The organism is Micromonospora sp. CV4, assembly GCF_003667455.1.
Lineage (GTDB): Bacteria > Actinomycetota > Actinomycetes > Mycobacteriales > Micromonosporaceae > Micromonospora.
In genome coordinates this window covers 1-19,362 of record NZ_RCVI01000203.1, presented here as the reverse complement: position 1 = coordinate 19,362, position 19,362 = coordinate 1, and the positions used below count along the sequence as shown (strand labels likewise).

Genomic DNA, 19,362 nt, shown 5'->3' with positions numbered 1-19,362 from the left:
GCACGGCGCCGGGGTCTCGTGGTGACCGGTCAGTCGTGGGCGATCGCGCCCAGGACGTTGATCCGGGCCGCCCGGACCGCCGGGAGCACCGCGGCCACCACCCCGATGATCGCGGCGAGACCGAGGAAGACACCCATCTGCCCCCACGGCAGGATCAGGTCGGTGATCCCCTCGTCCTTGAGCGCCTCGACCACCGCCGCGCCGAGGCCGCTACCGACCACCACACCGAGCAGCGCGCCGAACACGGAGATCACCACCGCCTCCACGGTGATCATGCCCATGGTCTGCCCGCGGCGCAGGCCGATCGCCCGCAGCAGACCCAGCTCGCGGGTCCGCTCCAGCACCGACAGCGCCAGGGTGTTGATGATGCCCAGCACGGCGATCACGATGGCCAGCGCCAGCAGAATCTGGATCATCGTGAGCAGCCCGTCGAGCTGACTGGTCTGCTGCTTGATGAACTCCGCCCGGTCGGCCACCGACACCTCGGGGCTGTCGGCGAGCAGCGTCTCCACCTGCGGCTGCACGTCCGCGACCCGAGTGCCGGGAGCCAGCTGGATGAAGCCCTGGATGGGCTGCGGGATGGCGAAGTCCTTCGCCGCCGTCACCGGCAGCACCACCGGGTTGGTCAGCTGGGAGGACTCGTAGATGCCGCTGACCGTGTACGTCCGCGCCTCGCCACGGGTCAGCTGCACGTTCACCGTCGAGCCGACCGACAGCCCGCGGGAGTCGGCGGTGTCCGAGCTGACCAGCATCTGGGTCGGGCTGAGCCGGTCGATGTCACCGGCGGTCGGCTTGGCGCCGAAGATCTGCCGCAGCGACGCGACGTCGCTGCTCGCCGCGACCCAGGTGCTCTCGCCGTTGAGCTTCGCCATGTCGCCGTACTCGCCGTCGACCATCTGCACGCCGGGCAGGGTCTTGGCCCGGTCCAGCACCCCCGGGTCGAAACTCGGCGGTCGCGGACCGCCCTGCACCCCGGAGATCACCAGCTCGGCCTTGATGGTGTCGTCGGCGAGGGCGCTGATGCTGCCCTTGGCCGAGTCGAGGATCACCGTGACGCCGGTGACCAACGCGATGCCGACCATCAGCGCCGCGGCGGTGATCGCCGTGCGGCGCGGGTTGCGCCCCGAGTTCAGCCGGCCCAGCTTGCCCGGCACCGACCAGGAGAAGATCGCGCCGAGCAGGCTCACCACCGGCCGGCTGATCAGCGGGGTCAGCAGCGCCACGCCGATGAAGGCGAACAGCACCCCACCGAGGATGGTGGGCAGCGTCTGACCGCCGGCGTTGCCGCTGAGCCCCAGGAAGAGCAGCACCGCGCCGATGCCGGTGACCACCGACCCGGCGACCGTGATCTTGGTCAACGGCCGGTCCGGGGTGGCCACATCCTGCATGGCGGCGATCGGCGGGATCCGGGACGCCCGCAGCGCCGGCAGCAGCGCCGCCACCACGGTGATCACCAGACCGACGGCGAACGAGCCGATCACCGCGGCCGCCGGCACGCCGATCCCGGCCAGGGTGAGCCCACCGGCCAGCTTGCCGAACAGGAACGCCAGCAGCGCGCCCACGCCGATGCCGGCCGCCAGGCCGAGCACCGAGGCGATCAGCCCCACCGCGATGGCCTCCAGCACCACCGAGCCGATGATCTGCCGGCCGCTGGCCCCGATGGCCCGCATCAGCGCCAACTCCCGGGTGCGCTGGGCGACGATGATCGAGAAGGTGTTCAGGATCAGGAAGGTGCCCACCAGCAGCGCCACCGCGGCGAAGCCGAGCAGGATCTTGTTGAAGAAGGAGAGACCCTCCTTGAGGCTGGCAGCGGCGTCCGCGGCCACCTGCTCACCGGTCTTCACCTCGTACTGCGCGCCCAGGGTGCGGGCCACGTCGTCGCGCAGCGTCTCGTCGGAGACCCCGTCGGCGGCCCGTACGGTGATGCTGCTGAACGCGTCCGGCGCGCCGAGCATCAACCGCTGCGCCACCGGGGTGGTGAAGAAGACCTCGTTGACCCCACCGATCGAGTCCCGGTCGCCGCTGTAACCGAGGATGCCGACGAGCGTGAAGTCGCGCTTCTTCGACTCGAACGCGGTGAGCACCCCGACCTTCTGGCCGACCTGCAGCTTCGCCGCCGTGGCGAGCGACTTGTTGATGACGATCTCGTCCTCGGCCTGCGGCCCGCGGCCCTCGCGCAGCTGCAGCAGCTCGCTCTCCCCGGTCCAGTTCTCGCCCAACTGCGGCGGACCGAACGAGGTGACCACCTTGCCGTTGCTGCCGATCACGCGGGCGCCGTCGGCGTTGACGATGCCGGTCGCCGAAGCCACCCCCGGCACCTGCTTCACCCGGTCCACCACCGTGGCGGGCACCGGGTTGGCGGTCTGCTCGCCCTGGACCTCGCTGACCTCCACCTTCGGCTTCGCCGCAACGTTCACGTCGATCTCGGAGAAGCCGTCGGCGAAGACCGAGTCGAAGGAGCGGCCCAGGGTGTCGGTGAGCACGAAGGCGCCGGAGACGAACATCACTCCGAGCACCACCGCCAGCCCGGACAGGATCAGCCGGACCTTGCGGGCCAGCAGACTCTTCAGCGTCGCGCGGAACATCAGTTGCCCACCTCGGCCGAAGTGTCCAGCTTCTTCATGGTGTCCAGCACCGTGTCGGCGGTCGGCTCGATCAGCTCCGAGACGATCTGCCCGTCGGCGAGGAAGACCACCCGGTCGGCGTACGCGGCGGCCGTCGGGTCGTGGGTGACCATCACGATGGTCTGGTTGTGCTCGCGTACCGAGTTGCGCAGGAAGTTGAGCACCTCCGCGCCGGAGCGGGAGTCCAGGTTGCCGGTCGGCTCGTCCGCGAAGATCACCTCGGGGCGGGACACCAACGCCCGCGCGCACGCCACCCGCTGCTGCTGCCCGCCGGAGAGCTGCGCCGGCCGGTGGTCCAGCCGGTCCCGCAGGCCGACCGTGTCGATCACCGTGTCGTACCAGGCCGGGTCCGGCTTGCGCCCGGCGATCGACAGCGGCAGCAGGATGTTCTCCTTCGCCGTCAGCGTCGGCAGCAGGTTGAACTGCTGGAAGATGAAGCCCACCTTGTCCCGGCGCAGCTTCGTCAGCCCCGAGTCGCCCAGCCCGGTGACCGTCGTCTCACCGATCGCCACCGTCCCCCGGGTCACCGAGTCCAGACCGGCCAGGCAGTGCATCAACGTCGACTTGCCGGAACCCGACGGGCCCATGATCGCGGTGAAGTGCCCGCGTTCGAACTCCGCGCTCACCCCGCGTAGCGCGATGACCTGCGCCTCGCCGCTGCCGTACACCTTCCACACGTCGTTCGCCCGGGCCGCGGCCTGCGCCTGCTGGCCTACCGTCGCGGTCACGTCATCTACCTCTTCCGTCTCTGCCAATACGCGCCGCCCCCGCTGGTCCGGCACGTCAATCATCGGCGCTGCACACGCCCATCCCGTCCGCCCACGGGGGGATCCGGCGCGGATTTCACGCTGCGGGTGCACCCCCATGCCGGCTCAGGGTTGCCCCTGACCCGACGAGAGAGTCAACCGCGCGAAGCCATCCCCGGTCACGGTAGGTGAGCGCGGCAACCGGGCCGTCCCCCCACGGAGGGATCTGTGCGTACGTCGAGGGAGGTAGCGGTCGGGACGGGCTACGCCCGGGGACGGACCAGCCCCGACTCGTACGCCAGCACCACCGCCTGCACCCGGTCGCGCAGCCGCAGCTTGGTCAGCACGTGCCCGACGTGGGTCTTGATGGTGGTCTCGCTGACCGACAGCACCGCCGCGATCTCGGCGTTGGACAGCCCACGGGCCACCTGCACCAGGACCTCGCGCTCCCGGTCGGTGAGCGTGCTGAGCACGGACGACGGCGTCGCCGCCGGGTCGGGCAGCAGATCGGCGAAGCGGTCCAGCAGCCGCCGCAGGATCCGTGGCGCCACCACCGCGTCCCCGCCGGCCACCGTGCGGATCGCCGCGATCAGCTCCTCGGCCGGCACGTCCTTGGCCAGGAACCCGCTGGCGCCGGCGCGCAGCGCGCCCACCACGTACTCGTCCAGATCGAACGTGGTCAGCACCAGCACCCGCACCGGCAGCCGGGCGTCGACGATCGCGCGGGTCGCGGCCACCCCGTCCATCCGGGGCATCCGGATGTCCATCAGCACGACGTCGGGCAGCAGCCGGCGGGACAGCTCCACCGCCTCCAGGCCGTCGCCGGCCTCCGCCACCACGTCCAGGTCGCCCTCGGCGCACAGCACCATCCGGAACCCGGTGCGCAGCAGCGGCTGGTCGTCGGCGAGCAGGATCCGCACCGGTCGCGTCGAGGCCGCCCGTTCGGTCATCTCGCCTCCCTGTCCCGCGCCGACGTCGTGCTGCCGCGCGGGTCGTCCGCGCGCCCGCCGCCGATGTGTCGCGGACCACCGTAGAGGTCGGCCGCCCGTCGCGTCCCGATCGGCGCGGCACCGGTCCGGTCGAGTTTTCCGGGGCTCGGGGCGGGGAGGCCGCCGGCGGGCCCTGACGCGACCGGTCACAAGGCGCTGTGACCGGCGCGAATCGCGGGAACGGGTGGACGTCTCACCCGAGGGGATCCGGAGGTCAGTCGTCGGCGCCCGGCGCCACCGGACCGGACCGGGCGTCGCGCAGGGGATCGGCCCCGGCCACCCCGACCGGGAAGGGCGGCGGGGTGCCGCCGAAGCTCGGGCACAGCGCCTGGTGGCTGCACCAGTCGCAGAGACGGCTCGGCCGGGGCCGGAAATCCTGCCGGGCGGTCGCCTGCTCGATCGCCCGCCACAGCGCCACCACCGTGCGCTCGAAGCGGACCAGCTCATCGGCGTCCGGCGCGTAGTCCAGCACCTCGGCGTCGCGCAGGTAGAGCAGCCGCAGCACCTTGGGCACCACCCCCCGGGTGCGCCACAGCACCAGCGCGTAGAACTTCAGCTGGAACAGCGCCCGCGCCTCGAACGCCTCCCGCGGGGCGCCGCCGGTCTTGTAGTCGACCACCCGCAGCGCGCCGTCCGGCGCCACGTCGAGCCGATCGAGGTAACCCCGGATCAGCAGCTCCTCGTCGACCACCGCCGAGATCAAACTCTCCCGCTCGGCCGGCTCCAGCCGGGTCGGGTCCTCCACCGCGAAGTAGCCCTCCAGCAGACCCGCGGCGGAACGCAGGAACTCCACCGGCCCGGCCGGCTCCGCGCCGTCGAAGATCCCGGCGAGCTCCGGTTGCTCGGTGACCATCCGGTCCCACTGCGGGGCCACCAGGTCACCGGCCGCGGCCGGCGTGCGGCCCTGGGCCGGAAGGTCGAACAGGCGCTCCAGCACCGCGTGCACCAGAGTGCCCCGGGCCTGCTCGATGGTGGTGCGCTCGGGCAGCCGGTCGATGCTGCGAAACCGGTAGAGCAGCGGGCAGGTCTTGAAATCCGCCGCCCGCGACGGGGACAGCGAGGCCCGCACCGTCGGCGGCGCCTGCGCCGGGGAGGGGGACTGGTGGGTGGTGACCGGTTCCGCCGTCATGTCGCCAAAGGTTAGGGCACCGGTGTGACACCGACCGCCACCCGCCCCGGGCGCCGCCGGTCCGTAGCATCGTCCCGATGGAGCAGACATCCCGACCGCCGCGGCGACCCGACCGGCGCAGCGGCCTGAACGTGGGCCGGGTCTTCGGGGTGCCGTTGCACCTCAACGCCTCGATGCTCCTGCTCGCCGCGCTGGTCGCCGTCCTGTACGCCGAGTTCGCCCGCCGGCAGCTGGACCTGCCGCAGGTCAGCGGCTACCTGATCGGCTTCGGGTTCGTGGTGTCGTTGCTCGGCTCGGTGCTGCTGCACGAGCTGGGCCACGCGCTCACCGCCCGGCGGTACGGCATCGGTGTGCGCGGGATCACCCTGGAACTGCTCGGTGGCTACACCGAGATGGACCGGGACTCCCCGTCGCCCCGGGTCGACCTGCTGGTGTCGCTGGCCGGCCCCGCGGTCTCCGCGGTGCTCGGCGTCATCGCGGTGGCCGCCACGCTCGCCCTGCCCGAGCGGACCGTGGCCCACCAGCTCGCCTTCCAGCTCGCGGTGAGCAACGTCATCGTCGCGCTGTTCAACATCCTGCCCGGCCTGCCGCTGGACGGCGGTCGGGCGCTGCGCGCGGCCGTCTGGGGGCTGACCCGCGACCGGCATCGCGGCACCGAGGTGGCCGGCTGGGCCGGGCGGGTGGTCGCCGTCGGCACCGTCGCCCTGGTCGTGCTGCTCACCGTGTTCGACTACCTGGCGCCGTTGGCGCTGCCGCTGATGCTGCTGGTCGCCGTCACGCTCTGGCGCGGCGCCGGGCAGTCGATCCGGTCCGCCCGGGTCAGTCGCCGGTTCCCCCTGATCGACCTGTCCCGCCTGGCCCGGCCGGTCTGGCCGGTGACCACCGGCACACCGCTGTCCGAGGCACAGCGCCGGCGCGCCGACGGTGGGCAGCCCGCCGCCGCGCTGCTGGTCACGGACTCCACCGGCCGGCCGGTCGCGCTGGTCGACCCGGCCGCCGCCGAGGCGGTGCCCGTCGACCGCCGCCCGTGGCTGGCCGTGGACGCCGTCGCCCGCTCGCTGGGCACGCTCCCCGCGCTGCCGGTCGGGCTGGACGGCGAACAGGTGGTGGAGGCCGTGCAGAGCCACCCGGGCGCGCAGTACGTGGTGACGGCAGGCGAAGATGTCGTCGGCGTTCTGCACATCGCGGACCTCGCGCAGCTCCTCGAACCCAACCGGAAGATGACATCGTGACCGCAACTCCCTCCACCGTCCCGGCCGACGCCGCCTCCCCGGCGCTGACACCCGTGCACCGCGGGCCGTTCCGGCCCGGCGACCGGGTGCAGCTGACCGACCCGAAGGGGCGGATGCACACCGTGACGCTGGAGCCCGGCAAGGAGTTCCACACCCACCGCGGCATCCTGGCGCACGACGCGCTGATCGGGCTGCCCGACGGCAGCGTGGTGACCACCTCCGGCGGCGGTACGGCGTTCCTGGCGCTGCGGCCGCTGCTGTCGGACTACGTGCTGTCCATGCCGCGCGGCGCCCAGGTGATCTACCCGAAGGACTCGGCCCAGATCGTCGCGATGGGGGACATCTTCCCCGGCGCGAAGGTCCTGGAGGCCGGCGCCGGCTCCGGCGCGCTCAGCTGCTCGCTGCTGCGCGCGGTCGGCACCGACGGCGAGCTGCACTCGTTCGAGCTGCGTGACGACTTCGCCCAGATCGCCCGCCGCAACGTCGAGGCGTTCTTCAACGGGCCGCACCCGGCCTGGAACCTGCACGTCGGCGACGTCGCGCAGTGCCAGGAGACCGGCTTCGACCGGATCATCCTGGACATGCTCACCCCGTGGGAGACCCTCGACATGGTCGAGCGGGCGCTGGTGCCCGGCGGCGTCTTCATCGGCTACGTGGCCACCACCCCCCAGCTCTCCGAGCTGGTGGAGGCGCTGCGCGAGCGCGGTGGCTGGACCGAGCCCCGGGCCTGGGAGTCGCTGGTGCGTGACTGGCACGCCGAGGGCCTCGCCGTCCGACCGGACCACCGGATGATCGCGCACACCGCGTTCCTGGTCTCCGCGCGCAAGCTGGCCCCCGGGGTCACCGCGCCGCCGCGCCGCCGCAAGCCCAGCAAGGGCACCGAGGCGTACGTGCAGCGGCGGCAGGACCTGCGCGAGGCGCAGGCGGCCCGGCAGGCGGCCGCCGCGCAGGCGGCAGGTGTGGAGCCCGACGCGACGGGGGAGAAGGACAGGCCGTGACCATCGAGCTGGGCGGGCCGGCGTGAGCGCGCGTACGGGTGTGCGCGCCCGGGCCGGTGTACGCGGGCGGGTCGGTGTGGGTGCGCTGGTCGGTGTGGGTGCGCTGGTCGACCGGCGTGGCCCGCGCCCGGGCGTCGGCGTCGCCGAGCGGGGGGAGGCGGCGGCATGAGCCGACCGGGCTACGGCGGCGGCGATCTGCCCGCGGTGTTTCCGGACTGGTCGCCCTACCAGGACCTGGAGTCGGCGGCGCGCGCCTACCTGCGCGACCCGGACGTGGCCCTGGAGGCGCTCGGCGGGGTGCTGCGCGGCGCGTCGGTGCTCGGCTTCACCCTGGAACGCTTCGTCAACGAGGTCAACGGCGTGTGGCAGGAGGTCGTGGTCTGCGACGGCAGCAGGCTGATCCTCTGGCACGGCGAGGACGTGCCGCCCACGGAGGGCCCACCGGGGTCGATGACGTCGTCGCTGCGGGTGGTGCCGGTCTCCACCGTCACCGAGGTCGGCTGTCGTCGCCGGCTCAACCGCACCGACAGCGGCGAGATCCGGGTCGACAGCATCGACGTGTACCTGCTGCTCACCTCGTTGGACGAGGCGCCGCCGAGCGAGGAGATCGTCGGCGCGCCGCGGCACGACGCGCTGCGTTTCGGCAAGACCCTCGACGACGGCGGGGCCGGGCAGATCGCCCGGTTGGAAGAGTTCGCCCGGCTGGTCGCCTCGGTGGTCGGCCGACCGATGCTCTGAGCGTCACCCCCGGGGCCGCGCCGGCGGCCGGCACCCGGCGGGTGGCTCAGTCCTCGGCGTCGGGGCCGGCGACCTCGACACCGTCGCCGCGCACGACGTGGATGCAGTCGCCCGGGCACTCCTTCGCGGAGTCGATCACCTCGAGCCGCAGGTGCTCGGGCACGTCGACCCGGCTGCCCGGCGCCATCCGCAGCTCACCGTCGGCGCCCTTGACGTACGCCAGGCCGTCGATGTCGAACTCGAACACCTCTGGCGCGTACTGGACGCAGAGCCCATCGCCCGTGCAGAGATCCTGGTCCACCCAGACCTGCAACTGGTCGGTCGCGACCTCGGCCACCGGAGCACCCCCCATGTTCTCCCGTCGTACGGTCCGACGGTACCCGAACGCCGGTACCGGCCCGCCAGGCCACCCTTGGCGATCAAGGTTCGGTGACGAGGGTGTTGCGTGGGACCGAATCGGCCTCATAGCGGCTAGTGTTAGGGCAGAACGTTCAAGCCCCCCGGGGAGGTGGGACGTGGCACGCAGCGACGACGCGGACTCGCGCGCCGCACGGTGGGAGAAGGAAGCCCACGATCTCTCCACGCAGGTCGCGTTTCTTCAAGAGGAACTCGCCCTGGTGCGGCGCAAGTTGACCGAAAGCCCCCGACACGTCCGGCAGCTCGAAGAGCGGCTGGCGGCCACCCAGGCACAGTTGGCGCGGCTGACCGAGAACAACGACCGGCTGGTGAGCACCCTCAAGGAGGCTCGCACGCAGATTGTGACGCTCAAGGAGGAGATCGACCGCCTCGCACAACCGCCGAGTGGCTACGGCGTCTTCCTGGCCAAACACGACGACGGCACGGTGGACGTGTTCACCGGTGGCCGCAAGCTCCGGGTCGCCGTCTCGCCCTCGCTCGACGTGGCCGAGCTGCGCCGTGGCCAGGAGGTCCTGCTCAACGACGCGCTCAACATCGTCGACGCGTTCGGTTACGAGCGGGTCGGCGAGGTGGTGATGCTCAAGGAGATCCTGGAGGGGCCGGGCGGCGGGCCGGGTGACCGGGCGCTGGTGGTCTCCCACTCCGACGAGGAGCGCATCGTGCACCTCGCCGAGACGCTCATCGGCTCGGCGATCCGGGCCGGCGACTCGCTCATGATCGAGCCCCGCTCGGCGTACGCGTACGAGCGGATCCCGAAGAGCGAGGTCGAGGAGCTGGTCCTGGAGGAGGTGCCCGACGTCGGCTACACCGACATCGGTGGCCTCCAGTCGCAGATCGAGCAGATCCGCGACGCGGTGGAGCTGCCCTTCCTGCACGCGGACCTGTTCCGTGAGCACCAGCTCCGTCCGCCCAAGGGCATCCTGCTCTACGGCCCGCCCGGCTGCGGCAAGACGCTGATCGCCAAGGCGGTGGCCAACTCGTTGGCCAAGAAGATCGCCGAGCGGCAGGGCAAGGAGAAGCACACCAGCTTCTTCCTCAACATCAAGGGCCCTGAGCTGCTCAACAAGTACGTCGGTGAGACCGAGCGGCACATCCGGCTGATCTTCCAGCGAGCCCGGGAGAAGGCCGGCGAGGGCACCCCGGTGATCGTGTTCTTCGACGAGATGGACTCGATCTTCCGGACCCGTGGCTCCGGTGTCTCCTCCGACGTGGAGAACACGATCGTTCCGCAGCTGCTCAGCGAGATCGACGGCGTGGAGGGGCTGGAGAACGTCATCGTCATCGGCGCCTCCAACCGGGAAGACATGATCGACCCGGCTATCCTGCGCCCCGGACGGCTCGACGTGAAGATCAAGATCGAGCGGCCGGACGCCGAAGCGGCGAAGGACATCTTCTCCAAGTACATCCTCTCCGGGCTGCCCCTGCACCCGGACGACCTGGCCGAGCACGGCGCAGACCCCCAGGCCACCGTCGCGGCGATGATCGACGCCGTGGTGCTGCGGATGTACTCGGAGACCGAGGAGAACCGCTTCCTCGAGGTCACCTACGCCAACGGCGACAAGGAAGTCCTCTACTTCAAGGACTTCAACTCCGGCGCGATGATCCAGAACATCGTCGACCGGAGCAAGAAGATGGCCATCAAGGAGTTCCTCACCTCCGGCCGCAAGGGGCTGCGCCTGCAGCACCTGCTCGACGCCTGCGTCGACGAGTTCCGGGAGAACGAGGACCTGCCCAACACCACCAACCCCGACGACTGGGCCCGCATCTCCGGCAAGAAGGGCGAGCGGATCGTCTACATCCGCACGCTCGTCTCCGGCGGCAAGGGCGCCGAGGCCGGGCGGTCCATCGAGACCGCCAGCAACACCGGCCAGTACCTCTGAGCCACCGGTAGCAACGACCAGGGCCCGGAACGCGACGCGTTCCGGGCCCCGGCCGTTTCCTGTGGACGCGGGCGCGGCGACGACACCGGTGACACGGCTGCAGCGGCGTGCCCCCGTCCCCGAACTGTCGGACTACGCTCGACCATGACGGTGGACCGGGTCGGGCGAGCGAAGCGGGTAGGTCGATGAGCGTAAGACGGATCATGGGCACCGAGATCGAGTACGGCATCTCCGTGCCCGGCCAGGCCGGAGCCAACCCGATGGTCACCTCATCCCAGGTGGTCAACGCGTACGGAGCACGCCCCGAGCTCAACCGGGGCGGGCGGGCCCGGTGGGACTACGAGGAGGAGTCGCCGCTGCGCGACGCCCGCGGCTTCACCTACTCCGGGGCCGCCTACGACCCCGCCGAAGCCCTCGCCGACGAGGATCTCGGCCTGGCCAACGTGATACTCACCAACGGCGCCCGGCTCTACGTCGACCACGCCCACCCGGAATACTCCACTCCCGAGGTGACCAACCCGCGCGACGTGGTGCGCTGGGACAAGGCCGGCGAGCGGGTGATGGCCGAGGCGTCCCGCCGGGCCGCCACCATCCCCGGCAGCCAGCCGATCCACCTCTACAAGAACAACACCGACAACAAGGGCGCCAGCTACGGCGCGCACGAGAACTACCTGATGCGCCGGCAGACCCCGTTCGCCGACATCGTGGCGTACCTGACGCCGTTCTTCGTCACCCGGCAGATCGTCTGCGGCGCCGGCCGCGTCGGCATCGGCCAGGACGGCGGCCAGAGCGGTTTCCAGATCTCCCAGCGCGCCGACTTCTTCGAGGTCGAGGTGGGTCTGGAGACCACACTCAAGCGCCCCATCATCAACACCCGGGACGAGCCGCACGCCGACGCCGACAAGTACCGCCGGCTGCACGTCATCATCGGCGACGCCAACCTCTCGGAGATCTCCACGTACCTCAAGGTCGGCACCACCGCGCTGATCCTCAGCATGATCGAGGAGAAGGCACTCGGCTCGGACCTCGGCATCGCCGACCCGGTCAGTGAGCTGCGTGCGGTCAGCCACGACCCGTCCCTGACCCACCGGATGCGGCTGCGCGACGGCCGCCGGCTCACCGCGCTGGACCTGCAGTGGGCCTACCTGGAGCGCGCCCGGTCCTTTGTCGACGACCGCTACGGCACGGACGTGGACGAGCAGACCACCGACGTCCTCGACCGCTGGGAGAGCGTGCTGGACCGGCTGGGCCGCGATCCGATGCTCTGCGCCGACGAGCTGGACTGGGTGGCGAAGCTGCGGCTGCTGGAGGGTTACCGGGAGCGCGAGAAGCTGGGCTGGGGCGCGCACAAGCTCCAGCTCGTCGACCTGCAATACTCCGACGTCCGGCCGGAGAAGGGCCTCTACCACCGGTTGGTCTCCCGGGGCGCGATGAAGACGCTGCTCACCGACGAGGAGACGCGCACCGCGATGACCGAGCCGCCCGAGGACACCCGGGCCTACTTCCGCGGTCGCTGCCTGGCGCAGTACGCCTCCGAGGTGGTCGCCGCCAGCTGGGATTCGGTGATCTTCGACGTGGGCCGGGAGTCGCTGGTCCGGGTGCCGATGATGGAGCCGGAACGGGGCACCCGCGCGCACGTGGGGGCGTTGTTCGACCGCTGCGCCAGCGCCAAGGACCTGCTGGAGACGCTGACCGGCCGGTGAGCGGCGCCGCGCCCGCTGGGGATCGGCGATCGGTGCCACCCGAACACGGCTGACGCGGGGGCTTTCTGTCGCTTCCACGGGGTAGATTTCATGCCAGGCGATCTAGAGGAGGCAGCTATGGCCACTCGTGACAGCGGCGGTCAGTCGCAGTCCGGCAAGTCCCGGCAGGGCGAGGAGATCGAGGACGTCACCACCGAGGCCAACCCCGAGGTGGCCGAGCGGCACGCCGAGATCACCGAGGACGTCGACGACCTCCTCGACGAAATCGACTCCGTCCTTGAGGAGAATGCAGAGGAATTTGTGAGGGGCTATGTCCAAAAAGGGGGCGAGTAGGGCATAGCAGCACAATTCGGACATGCCTCGTCCCTCGGATGACCGGGACGGCCGCCGCCGCTGCCGAGACTGTGGCGAGTGGCTGCCGCTCGATCAATTCTGTGCCAACAGCAGGCGGCCGGAAGGTCGCGGCAGCTACTGCAAGCCGTGCTTCAACGTCCGCTCGAAGGCCAGCTATGCCAAACGTCTGAAGGAGCAGCAGGGCAGGGATGTGCGCCAGCTGCTGGTAGTGCCGGAGGGGCACCGCCGATGCCCGGACTGCGGCGTCGTCAAGCCTCTCGCCGACTTTCCGAGGAACCGCTCCGGCCGTGGGGGCTACGGCCGATACTGCAAGCCTTGCCACAACGAGAAGGGCAAGGAGAGCAAGCTCCGTCTGCACGGCGGTAGCCGCGAGTACCACCTGCGGCGGCGCTACGGCGTGGGGCAGAAGGAGTTCGATGAGCTCCTCGCCGAGCAGGGCGGGGTGTGCGCCATCTGTGAGCGCCCCGATCCGGAACATCTGGACCACGATCATCGCACCGGATGGGTGCGCGGGATACTCTGCTTCAACTGCAACGGTGGTCTTGGCCAGTTCCGTGACAGTCCCATGAGGCTGGCCAGGGCGATCACGTACCTGAGAGGAACCACGTGGCAGCGGGCTTTGATCCATCCGGGCGTCTACCAGATGTGTTCACCAACGCGGGGACGTCCTCCTTCACCACGTTCCTGAGCCGGGTGGCGCCCGAGATGCTGCCCGGTCGACGGCCGCTGCCGCCGGGCATGGCCGCCGACCTGGCGCCGCACGCGACCACCATCGTGGCCATCGCGGCCGACGGCGGTGTGGTGATGGCCGGCGACCGACGGGCCACCATGGGCAACCTGATCGCCCAGCGCGACATCGAGAAGGTGCACCCGGCCGACGCGTACTCGCTGGTCGGCATCGCGGGCACCGCGGGCATCGGCATCGAGCTGATGCGACTGTTCCAGGTGGAGCTGGAGCACTACGAGAAGATCGAGGGCGCCATGCTCTCGCTGGACGGCAAGGCCAACCGCCTGGCGTCGATGATCCGGGGCAACCTGGGCGCCGCCATGCAGGGGCTGGCGGTCGTGCCACTCTTCGCCGGCTTCGACCTCGCCTGCGCCGACCCGGCGCGGGCCGGCCGGATCTTCAGCTTCGACGTGACCGGCGGCCCGTACGAGGAGACCGGCTACGACGCGATCGGCTCCGGCTCGCTCTTCGCCAAGTCCGCGTTGAAGAAGCGCTTCCGGGCCGGCCTGTCCGTCGACGACGCGACCCGGCTGGCGGTCGAGGCGCTCTACGACGCCGCGGACGACGACACCGCGACCGGCGGCCCGGACCTGACCCGACGGATCTACCCCGTGGTGATGACCGCGACCGCCGAGGGCACCCGTCGGCTGACCGACGCCGAGACGGCGGCGATCGCCGAGGGCGTGGTCTCCGGCCGGATGGAGAACCCGGGCGGCTGACCCCGCCCACCCCCACCAGTCAGCAGTCGTCAGCACAGCGCCGTAAGGAGAACCGCCACCGTGGCCATGCAGTTCTACGCCTCGCCCGAACAGATCATGCGCGACCGCTCCGAGTTGGCCCGCAAGGGCATCGCCCGGGGTCGCAGCGCGGTGGTCCTCAGCTACGCCGGCGGGGTGCTCTTCGTCGCGGAGAACCTCTCCAGCGCCCTGCACAAGGTCAGCGAGATCTACGACCGGATCGGCTTCGCGGCCGTCGGCCGGTACAACGAGTTCGAGAACCTGCGGCGGGCCGGCGTGCGGATGGCCGATCTGAACGGGCTCAGCTACGACCGGCGGGACGTCACCGGCCGGGCCCTGGCCAACGCGTTCGCGCAGACGTTGGGCGCGATCTTCACCGAGCAGTCGAAGCCGTTCGAGGTGGAGATCTGCGTGGCGCAGGTCGGGGCCAGCGCGGACGACGACGAGCTGTACCGGCTGACCTACGACGGTTCGGTGAACGACGAGCCGGGGCGGATGGCGATGGGCGGGCAGGCCGAGGCGATCACCGGCGTGCTGAAGTCCAACCACCGACCGGACATGTCGCTCGGCGAGGCGGTCAAGGTGGCGGTGCAGGCGTTGAGCACCGTCGGCGGGGAGGGCGGCGCGGCCCGCACGATCGCCGCGAACCAGCTTGAGGTTGCGGTGCTGGACCGCCGGCGCGTCGGGCGGACCTTCCGCCGGATCACCGGCGCGGCGTTGACGTCGCTGCTGGACGGGGGCGCCGAGGTGCCGCCGGCCGGGGATCGTGCCGAGACGCCGACGTCGCCGACCGAGGAGGCGCACAAGCCCACGTCGTCCGCCGGGTCGGCCGATCTCGAGGACAAGTCGGGCACGCAGGGGGCCGAGTAGATCCGTCGCGGCCGACAGCGCCGGGGGCGTGGCTGCCGCCGCGTCCACGCCGTCGGCGTGCACGGACGGCTCAGCTGGCTCGCGTCTGCCGCAGAGGCTCCCACCAGGCCCGGTTGTCCCGGTACCACTGCACCGTCGCGGCCAGTCCCCGTTCCAGGTCGATGCTTGGGGCGTACCCCAGCTCGGTGGAGATTTTGGTGGTGTCGAGCGAGTAGCGGCGGTCGTGGCCCTTGCGGTCGGCGACCGGCACGACCCGGTCCCAGCCGGCGTCGCAGGCCTCCAGCAGCCGGGCGGTGAGCTGCTTGTTGGTCAGTTCGGTGCCGCCGCCGATGTGGTAGACCTCGCCGGCGCGGCCCTGCTGCTGTACGAGGGCGATGCCTCGGCAGTGGTCGTGCACGTGCAGCCAGTCGCGGACGTTGCCGCCGTCGCCGTAGAGCGGGACGGTGTCGCCGTCGAGCAGGTTGGTGACGAACAGCGGGATGAGCTTCTCGGGGAACTGGTAGGGCCCGTAGTTGTTGGAGCAGCGGGTGACCACGACATCCATGCCGTGGGTGCGGTGGTAGGCCAGCGCCAGCAGGTCGGAGCCCGCCTTCGAGGCCGAGTAGGGCGAGTTGGGCGCCACCGGGCAGGTCTCCGTCCAGGACCCGGACTCGATCGAGCCGTAGACCTCGTCGGTGGAGACGTGCACGAATCGGCCGGTGCCGTGCCGCAGCGCGGCGTCGAGCAGCGTCTGGGTGCCGAGCACGTTGGTGGTGACGAACGGTGCGGCGCTGGCGATCGAGCGGTCGACGTGGGACTCGGCGGCGATGTGCACGATCACGTCGTGCCCGGGGACGACCTCGTCGACCACAGCGGGGTCGCGGATGTCACCGTGCACGAAGCGGAGCCGGGCGTCGTCGCGCACCGGGGCGAGGTTGGCGAGGTTGCCCGAATAGGCCAAGCTGTCCAGCACGGTCACCACGTCCGGCTCGCTCACGGACGGCGCCGCGTCGCCCCCCGGCGCGCCCAGCAGCATGCGCACATACTCCGACCCGACAAAACCCGCTCCGCCGGTGACGAGGACTCTCACGGGTTCAGCACTCTACGCGAGCCGGCATCCCGCTGGGCCTGCCTGTCGTACCCGGTCACCGGCTCGGCCGGCCCGTCTGCGGCCGGACGGAATGTCGCACTCAGCCGGTATGTGACCGCCCCTCGGGCACGTCCTGTGGTCCGACAGTGACGAACGGGCCCTCCGGGCGGCTAATGTCACACCATGGAGCGGCGAATCTTCGGCCTCGAGACCGAGTACGGCGTCACCTGCACCTATCGCGGGCAGCGGCGGCTGTCCCCGGACGAGGTCGCGCGGTATCTGTTCCGTCGCGTCGTGTCCTGGGGTCGGTCGAGCAACGTGTTCCTGCGTAACGGGGCCCGGCTCTACCTGGACGTCGGGTCGCACCCGGAGTACGCCACACCGGAGTGCGACTCGGTGACCGACCTGGTCGCCCACGACCGGGCCGGCGAGCGGATCCTGGAGGGCCTGCTCGTCGACGCGGAGAAGCGGCTGCACGACGAGGGCATCGCGGGTGAGATCTACCTGTTCAAGAACAACACCGACTCGGCCGGCAACTCCTACGGCTGCCACGAGAACTACCTGGTCTCCCGGCACGGCGAGTTCGGCCGACTCGCCGACGTGCTCATCCCCTTCCTGGTCACCCGGCAGTTGATCTGCGGGGCCGGCAAGGTCCTGCAGACCCCACGCGGAGCGGTCTACTGCCTGTCGCAGCGGGCCGAGCACATCTGGGAGGGCGTCTCCTCGGCGACCACCCGCAGCCGTCCGATCATCAACACCCGGGACGAGCCGCACGCCGACGCCGAGCGCTACCGACGGCTGCACGTCATCGTCGGCGACTCCAACATGAACGAGGTCACCACGCTGCTCAAGGTCGGTACGGCCGACATCGTGCTGCGGATGATCGAGGCCGGGGTGGTGATGCGCGACCTGTCGCTGGAGAACCCGATCCGGGCCATCCGGGAGGTGTCGCACGACATCACCGGCCGGCGCAAGGTGCGGCTGGCCTCCGGCAAGGAGGTCAGCGCGCTGGACATCCAGCAGGAGTACCTGGCCAAGGCCACCGAGTTCGTGGAGCGCCGCGGTGGCGACCAGGCGGCCAAGCGGGTCGTCGAGCTGTGGGGCCGGGTGCTGCACGCGGTCGAGACCGGTGACCTGGAGCCGGTCTCGCGGGAGATCGACTGGGTCAGCAAGCTGCGGCTGATCGAGCGCTACCAGCGCAAGCACGACCTGCCGCTGTCCCACCCCCGGGTGGCGCAGATGGACCTGGCGTACCACGACGTGCGCCGCGGGCGTGGCCTCTACGGGCTGCTGGAGCGCCGCGGCGAGGTCGACCGGGTCGCCACCGACCCGGAGATCTTCGAGGCCAAGGAGACCCCGCCGCAGACCACCCGGGCCCGGCTGCGCGGCGAGTTCATCCGGCACGCCCAGGAGAAGCGGCGGGACTTCACCGTCGACTGGGTGCACCTGAAGCTCAACGACCAGGCGCAGCGCACCGTGCTCTGCAAGGACCCGTTCCGGGCGTACGACGAGCGGGTGGAGCGGTTGATCGCCAGCATGTGACCGGTGTGCCGGCCCCGACGGTGGTGTCCGCCGTCGGGGCCGGCCGGCCCGGTAGGCTGGGCGCGCCATGACGACTTCTGGACCTTCCGACCGCCCCGAGCGCGGCACCGAGCGGCAGAACTGGGTCGAACGCCGGCGGGACAAGATCCGCGCCGAGATCGACCGCAACCGCCGCGGCGAGTACACCGTGCCGACCTGGGTGCTGGCCCTGACGCTGGCGCTCATCGTGGGCGGTTGGCTCGCCCTCATCTTCCTCGCCTGATCCCGGCCGTCCCGGCCTGATCCCAGCCCCGATCCCTGCCGACCCGGCCAAGTCACCGCCGTCCCGGCTTGATTCCTGCTGGCCCGGTCAGGTCAGCGCTGGCCCGACGGGGCCAGCGGGCCGGGTAACCGTCGCCGGCCACCGGAGGCCCGCAGCGGCGCAGCCCGGCGGCCTCGGGCAGGTCCGACGGAGGGGGAGCGAGCGATGACGGGCGGGGACAGGTCGACGCCACAGCCGCAGAGGGGACAGGCCGGGTGGCAGGATCCCGGGCCGCGTGACGTGGTCCGGGACCGGCAGAACCCGGATCTGTTGACGCCGCCGAGCACGGACGCGGGCACGCTGCCCAATCTGCGGTTCTCCTTCTCCGACGCGCACACCCGGATCCAGCGGGGCGGCTGGACCCGCGAGGTCACCGTGCGGGAGCTGCCGGTCGCCACCGAGCTGTGCGGCGTGGACATGGCGTTGGAACCGGGCGCGTACCGGGAGTTGCACTGGCACAAGCAGTCCGAGTGGGCGTACGTGTCGCGCGGCAGCGCGCGGATCAGCGCGGTCGACCAGGAGGGTCGCAACTTCCTCGACGACGTACGCGCCGGCGACCTGTGGTTCTTCCCTCAGGGGGTGCCGCACCACATCCAGGCCCTCGACGAGGGGGTCGAGTTCCTGCTGGTCTTCGACGACGGGGCGTTCACCGAGAACGGCACGTTCCTGATCAGCGACTTCTTCGCGCACACCCCGAAGGACGTGCTGGCGAAGAACTTCGGCTGGCGGCCCGAGCAGCTCGACTCGATCCCGGAGCGGGAGAAGTACATCTTCGCCGGGGAGGTGCCGCCGCCGCTGGACCGGGACCGGGTGGTGAGCCCGACCGGGGACGTGCCCCGCACGCTGAGCCATCGTCTGCTCGCGCAGCAGCCGCAGCGGTTCCCGGGCGGCCAGGTGCGCATCGCCGACGTGTCCCAGTTCGCCGCGGCCACCACCATCTGCGCCGCGCTGGTGGAGGTCGACCCGGGTGGGATGCGGGAGCTGCACTGGCATCCCACCGACGACGAGTGGCAGTACTACCTCTCCGGGCACGGCCGGATGGGCGTGTTCGCCAGCAGTGGTGTGGCGGGCACCTTCGACATGCGCTCCGGTGACGTCGGGTACGTGCCGTTCGCCTACGGCCACTACATCGAGAACCTCGGCGATGAGCCGCTGGTCTTCCTGGAGATGTTCCGCAAGCCCCGGTTCGAGGACATCTCCCTGACCCAGTGGATGGCGAACACGCCACCCCAGGTCATCGCGGACACCCTCAACCTGCCTCGGGAGATGATCGAAGCCCTACCCCGCGACAAACGCCCCGTAATCC

19 protein-coding genes are annotated in these 19,362 nt (G+C 71.0%); 13 read left to right on the top strand and 6 right to left on the bottom strand.

The window, feature by feature from the left end:
- Window positions 1-29 precede the first annotated feature (29 nt).
- The 4 genes from EAD98_RS07335 to EAD98_RS07320 form a co-directional block, all read right to left on the bottom strand.
- Window positions 30-2,585 carry an ABC transporter permease gene (locus EAD98_RS07335; protein ID WP_121653293.1) on the bottom strand — a complete coding sequence of 852 codons (2,556 nt, stop codon included), beginning with the start codon at window positions 2,583-2,585 and terminating at the stop codon, window positions 30-32.
- Window positions 2,585-3,352 carry an ABC transporter ATP-binding protein gene (locus tag EAD98_RS07330; RefSeq protein WP_121653292.1) on the bottom strand — a complete coding sequence of 256 codons (768 nt, stop codon included), beginning with the start codon at window positions 3,350-3,352 and terminating at the stop codon, window positions 2,585-2,587. Before EAD98_RS07330 ends, EAD98_RS07335 begins: the two co-directional genes overlap by 1 nt.
- Before the next feature lie 281 nt (window positions 3,353-3,633).
- A complete protein-coding gene (locus tag EAD98_RS07325; protein ID WP_121653291.1) occupies window positions 3,634-4,320 on the bottom strand; it encodes a response regulator transcription factor in 687 nt (228 codons plus the stop codon).
- A 253-nt stretch (window positions 4,321-4,573) separates the two neighbouring features.
- Window positions 4,574-5,488 carry a RecB family exonuclease gene (locus EAD98_RS07320; protein ID WP_121653290.1) on the bottom strand — a complete coding sequence of 305 codons (915 nt, stop codon included), beginning with the start codon at window positions 5,486-5,488 and terminating at the stop codon, window positions 4,574-4,576.
- Window positions 5,489-5,565: 77 nt separating this feature from the next.
- On the opposite strand from EAD98_RS07320, the gene EAD98_RS07315 reads away from it, so the two are divergent.
- Genes EAD98_RS07315 through EAD98_RS07305 form a run of 4 tightly spaced genes read left to right on the top strand, consistent with a single transcriptional unit; the run spans window position 5,566 to window position 8,456 of the window.
- A complete protein-coding gene (locus EAD98_RS07315; RefSeq protein WP_121653289.1) occupies window positions 5,566-6,720 on the top strand; it encodes a site-2 protease family protein in 1,155 nt (384 codons plus the stop codon).
- A 44-nt stretch (window positions 6,721-6,764) separates the two neighbouring features.
- Entirely contained in the window at window positions 6,765-7,718 is a 954-nt protein-coding gene (locus tag EAD98_RS07310; RefSeq protein WP_121653322.1) for a tRNA (adenine-N1)-methyltransferase, read from the top strand.
- Window positions 7,719-7,740: 22 nt separating this feature from the next.
- The gene (locus EAD98_RS30880; RefSeq protein WP_158609775.1) at window positions 7,741-7,887 is read left to right on the top strand and encodes a hypothetical protein; all 147 of its coding nucleotides are present in this window, start codon (window positions 7,741-7,743) and stop codon (window positions 7,885-7,887) included.
- Window positions 7,884-8,456: a hypothetical protein gene (locus tag EAD98_RS07305; RefSeq protein ID WP_121653288.1), complete on the top strand. Its 573-nt coding sequence runs from the start codon at window positions 7,884-7,886 to the stop codon at window positions 8,454-8,456. Before EAD98_RS30880 ends, EAD98_RS07305 begins: the two co-directional genes overlap by 4 nt.
- A 46-nt stretch (window positions 8,457-8,502) precedes the next feature.
- On the opposite strand, the gene EAD98_RS07300 is transcribed toward EAD98_RS07305, so the two are convergent.
- Window positions 8,503-8,793 (bottom strand): ferredoxin, encoded by a 291-nt coding sequence (locus EAD98_RS07300; protein ID WP_074309704.1) that lies wholly within the window; start codon window positions 8,791-8,793, stop codon window positions 8,503-8,505.
- Between the two features lie 178 nt (window positions 8,794-8,971).
- On the opposite strand from EAD98_RS07300, the gene arc reads away from it, so the two are divergent.
- The 6 genes from arc (at window position 8,972) to prcA (ending at window position 15,144) form a co-directional block, all read left to right on the top strand.
- Complete coding sequence (gene arc, locus EAD98_RS07295) at window positions 8,972-10,753, top strand: proteasome ATPase (RefSeq protein WP_121653287.1); 1,782 nt, start codon at window positions 8,972-8,974, stop codon at window positions 10,751-10,753.
- A 185-nt stretch (window positions 10,754-10,938) separates the two neighbouring features.
- Window positions 10,939-12,456, top strand: a complete 1,518-nt coding sequence (dop, locus tag EAD98_RS07290) for a depupylase/deamidase Dop (protein WP_121653286.1) — start codon at window positions 10,939-10,941, stop codon at window positions 12,454-12,456.
- Window positions 12,457-12,573: 117 nt separating this feature from the next.
- Complete coding sequence (locus EAD98_RS07285) at window positions 12,574-12,789, top strand: ubiquitin-like protein Pup (RefSeq protein WP_088993750.1); 216 nt, start codon at window positions 12,574-12,576, stop codon at window positions 12,787-12,789.
- A 22-nt stretch (window positions 12,790-12,811) separates the two neighbouring features.
- Window positions 12,812-13,498 (top strand): endonuclease VII domain-containing protein, encoded by a 687-nt coding sequence (locus EAD98_RS07280; RefSeq protein WP_121653285.1) that lies wholly within the window; start codon window positions 12,812-12,814, stop codon window positions 13,496-13,498.
- On the top strand, window positions 13,417-14,256 hold the full coding sequence (gene prcB / locus EAD98_RS07275; protein ID WP_199723326.1) for a proteasome subunit beta: 840 nt from the start codon (window positions 13,417-13,419) through the stop codon (window positions 14,254-14,256). The genes EAD98_RS07280 and prcB overlap by 82 nt, the downstream gene beginning before the upstream one ends.
- Window positions 14,257-14,316: 60 nt before the next feature.
- Window positions 14,317-15,144: a proteasome subunit alpha gene (gene prcA, locus EAD98_RS07270; protein WP_121653283.1), complete on the top strand. Its 828-nt coding sequence runs from the start codon at window positions 14,317-14,319 to the stop codon at window positions 15,142-15,144.
- A gap of 70 nt (window positions 15,145-15,214) precedes the next feature.
- On the opposite strand, the gene rfbB is transcribed toward prcA, so the two are convergent.
- On the bottom strand, window positions 15,215-16,213 hold the full coding sequence (gene rfbB / locus EAD98_RS07265) for a dTDP-glucose 4,6-dehydratase (RefSeq protein WP_121653282.1): 999 nt from the start codon (window positions 16,211-16,213) through the stop codon (window positions 15,215-15,217).
- 183 nt (window positions 16,214-16,396) lie between these two features.
- On the opposite strand from rfbB, the gene pafA reads away from it, so the two are divergent.
- The 3 genes from pafA to EAD98_RS07250 all read left to right on the top strand — a co-directional run.
- Window positions 16,397-17,755 carry a Pup--protein ligase gene (gene pafA, locus EAD98_RS07260; RefSeq protein WP_089021075.1) on the top strand — a complete coding sequence of 453 codons (1,359 nt, stop codon included), beginning with the start codon at window positions 16,397-16,399 and terminating at the stop codon, window positions 17,753-17,755.
- Between the two features lie 67 nt (window positions 17,756-17,822).
- Entirely contained in the window at window positions 17,823-18,017 is a 195-nt protein-coding gene (locus tag EAD98_RS07255; RefSeq protein ID WP_121653281.1) for a hypothetical protein, read from the top strand.
- A gap of 204 nt (window positions 18,018-18,221) precedes the next feature.
- On the top strand, window positions 18,222-19,362 hold a 1,141-nt coding region (locus EAD98_RS07250), incomplete at its 3' end, for an oxalate decarboxylase family bicupin (RefSeq protein WP_121653321.1).

What these genes read in the sequence shown, in the direction of transcription:
- EAD98_RS07335 (WP_121653293.1), bottom strand. Translation starts at nt 2,585, where the DNA reads ATGTTCCGCGCGACGCTGAAGAGTCTGCTGGCCCGCAAGGTCCGGCTG.
- EAD98_RS07325 (WP_121653291.1), bottom strand. Translation starts at nt 4,320, where the DNA reads ATGACCGAACGGGCGGCCTCGACGCGACCGGTGCGGATCCTGCTCGCC.
- EAD98_RS07320 (WP_121653290.1), bottom strand. Translation starts at nt 5,488, where the DNA reads ATGACGGCGGAACCGGTCACCACCCACCAGTCCCCCTCCCCGGCGCAG.
- EAD98_RS07315 (WP_121653289.1), top strand. Translation starts at nt 5,566, where the DNA reads ATGGAGCAGACATCCCGACCGCCGCGGCGACCCGACCGGCGCAGCGGC.
- EAD98_RS07305 (WP_121653288.1), top strand. Translation starts at nt 7,884, where the DNA reads ATGAGCCGACCGGGCTACGGCGGCGGCGATCTGCCCGCGGTGTTTCCG.
- dop (WP_121653286.1), top strand. Translation starts at nt 10,939, where the DNA reads ATGAGCGTAAGACGGATCATGGGCACCGAGATCGAGTACGGCATCTCC.
- EAD98_RS07285 (WP_088993750.1), top strand. Translation starts at nt 12,574, where the DNA reads ATGGCCACTCGTGACAGCGGCGGTCAGTCGCAGTCCGGCAAGTCCCGG.
- EAD98_RS07280 (WP_121653285.1), top strand. Translation starts at nt 12,812, where the DNA reads ATGCCTCGTCCCTCGGATGACCGGGACGGCCGCCGCCGCTGCCGAGAC.
- pafA (WP_089021075.1), top strand. Translation starts at nt 16,397, where the DNA reads ATGGAGCGGCGAATCTTCGGCCTCGAGACCGAGTACGGCGTCACCTGC.
- EAD98_RS07255 (WP_121653281.1), top strand. Translation starts at nt 17,823, where the DNA reads ATGACGACTTCTGGACCTTCCGACCGCCCCGAGCGCGGCACCGAGCGG.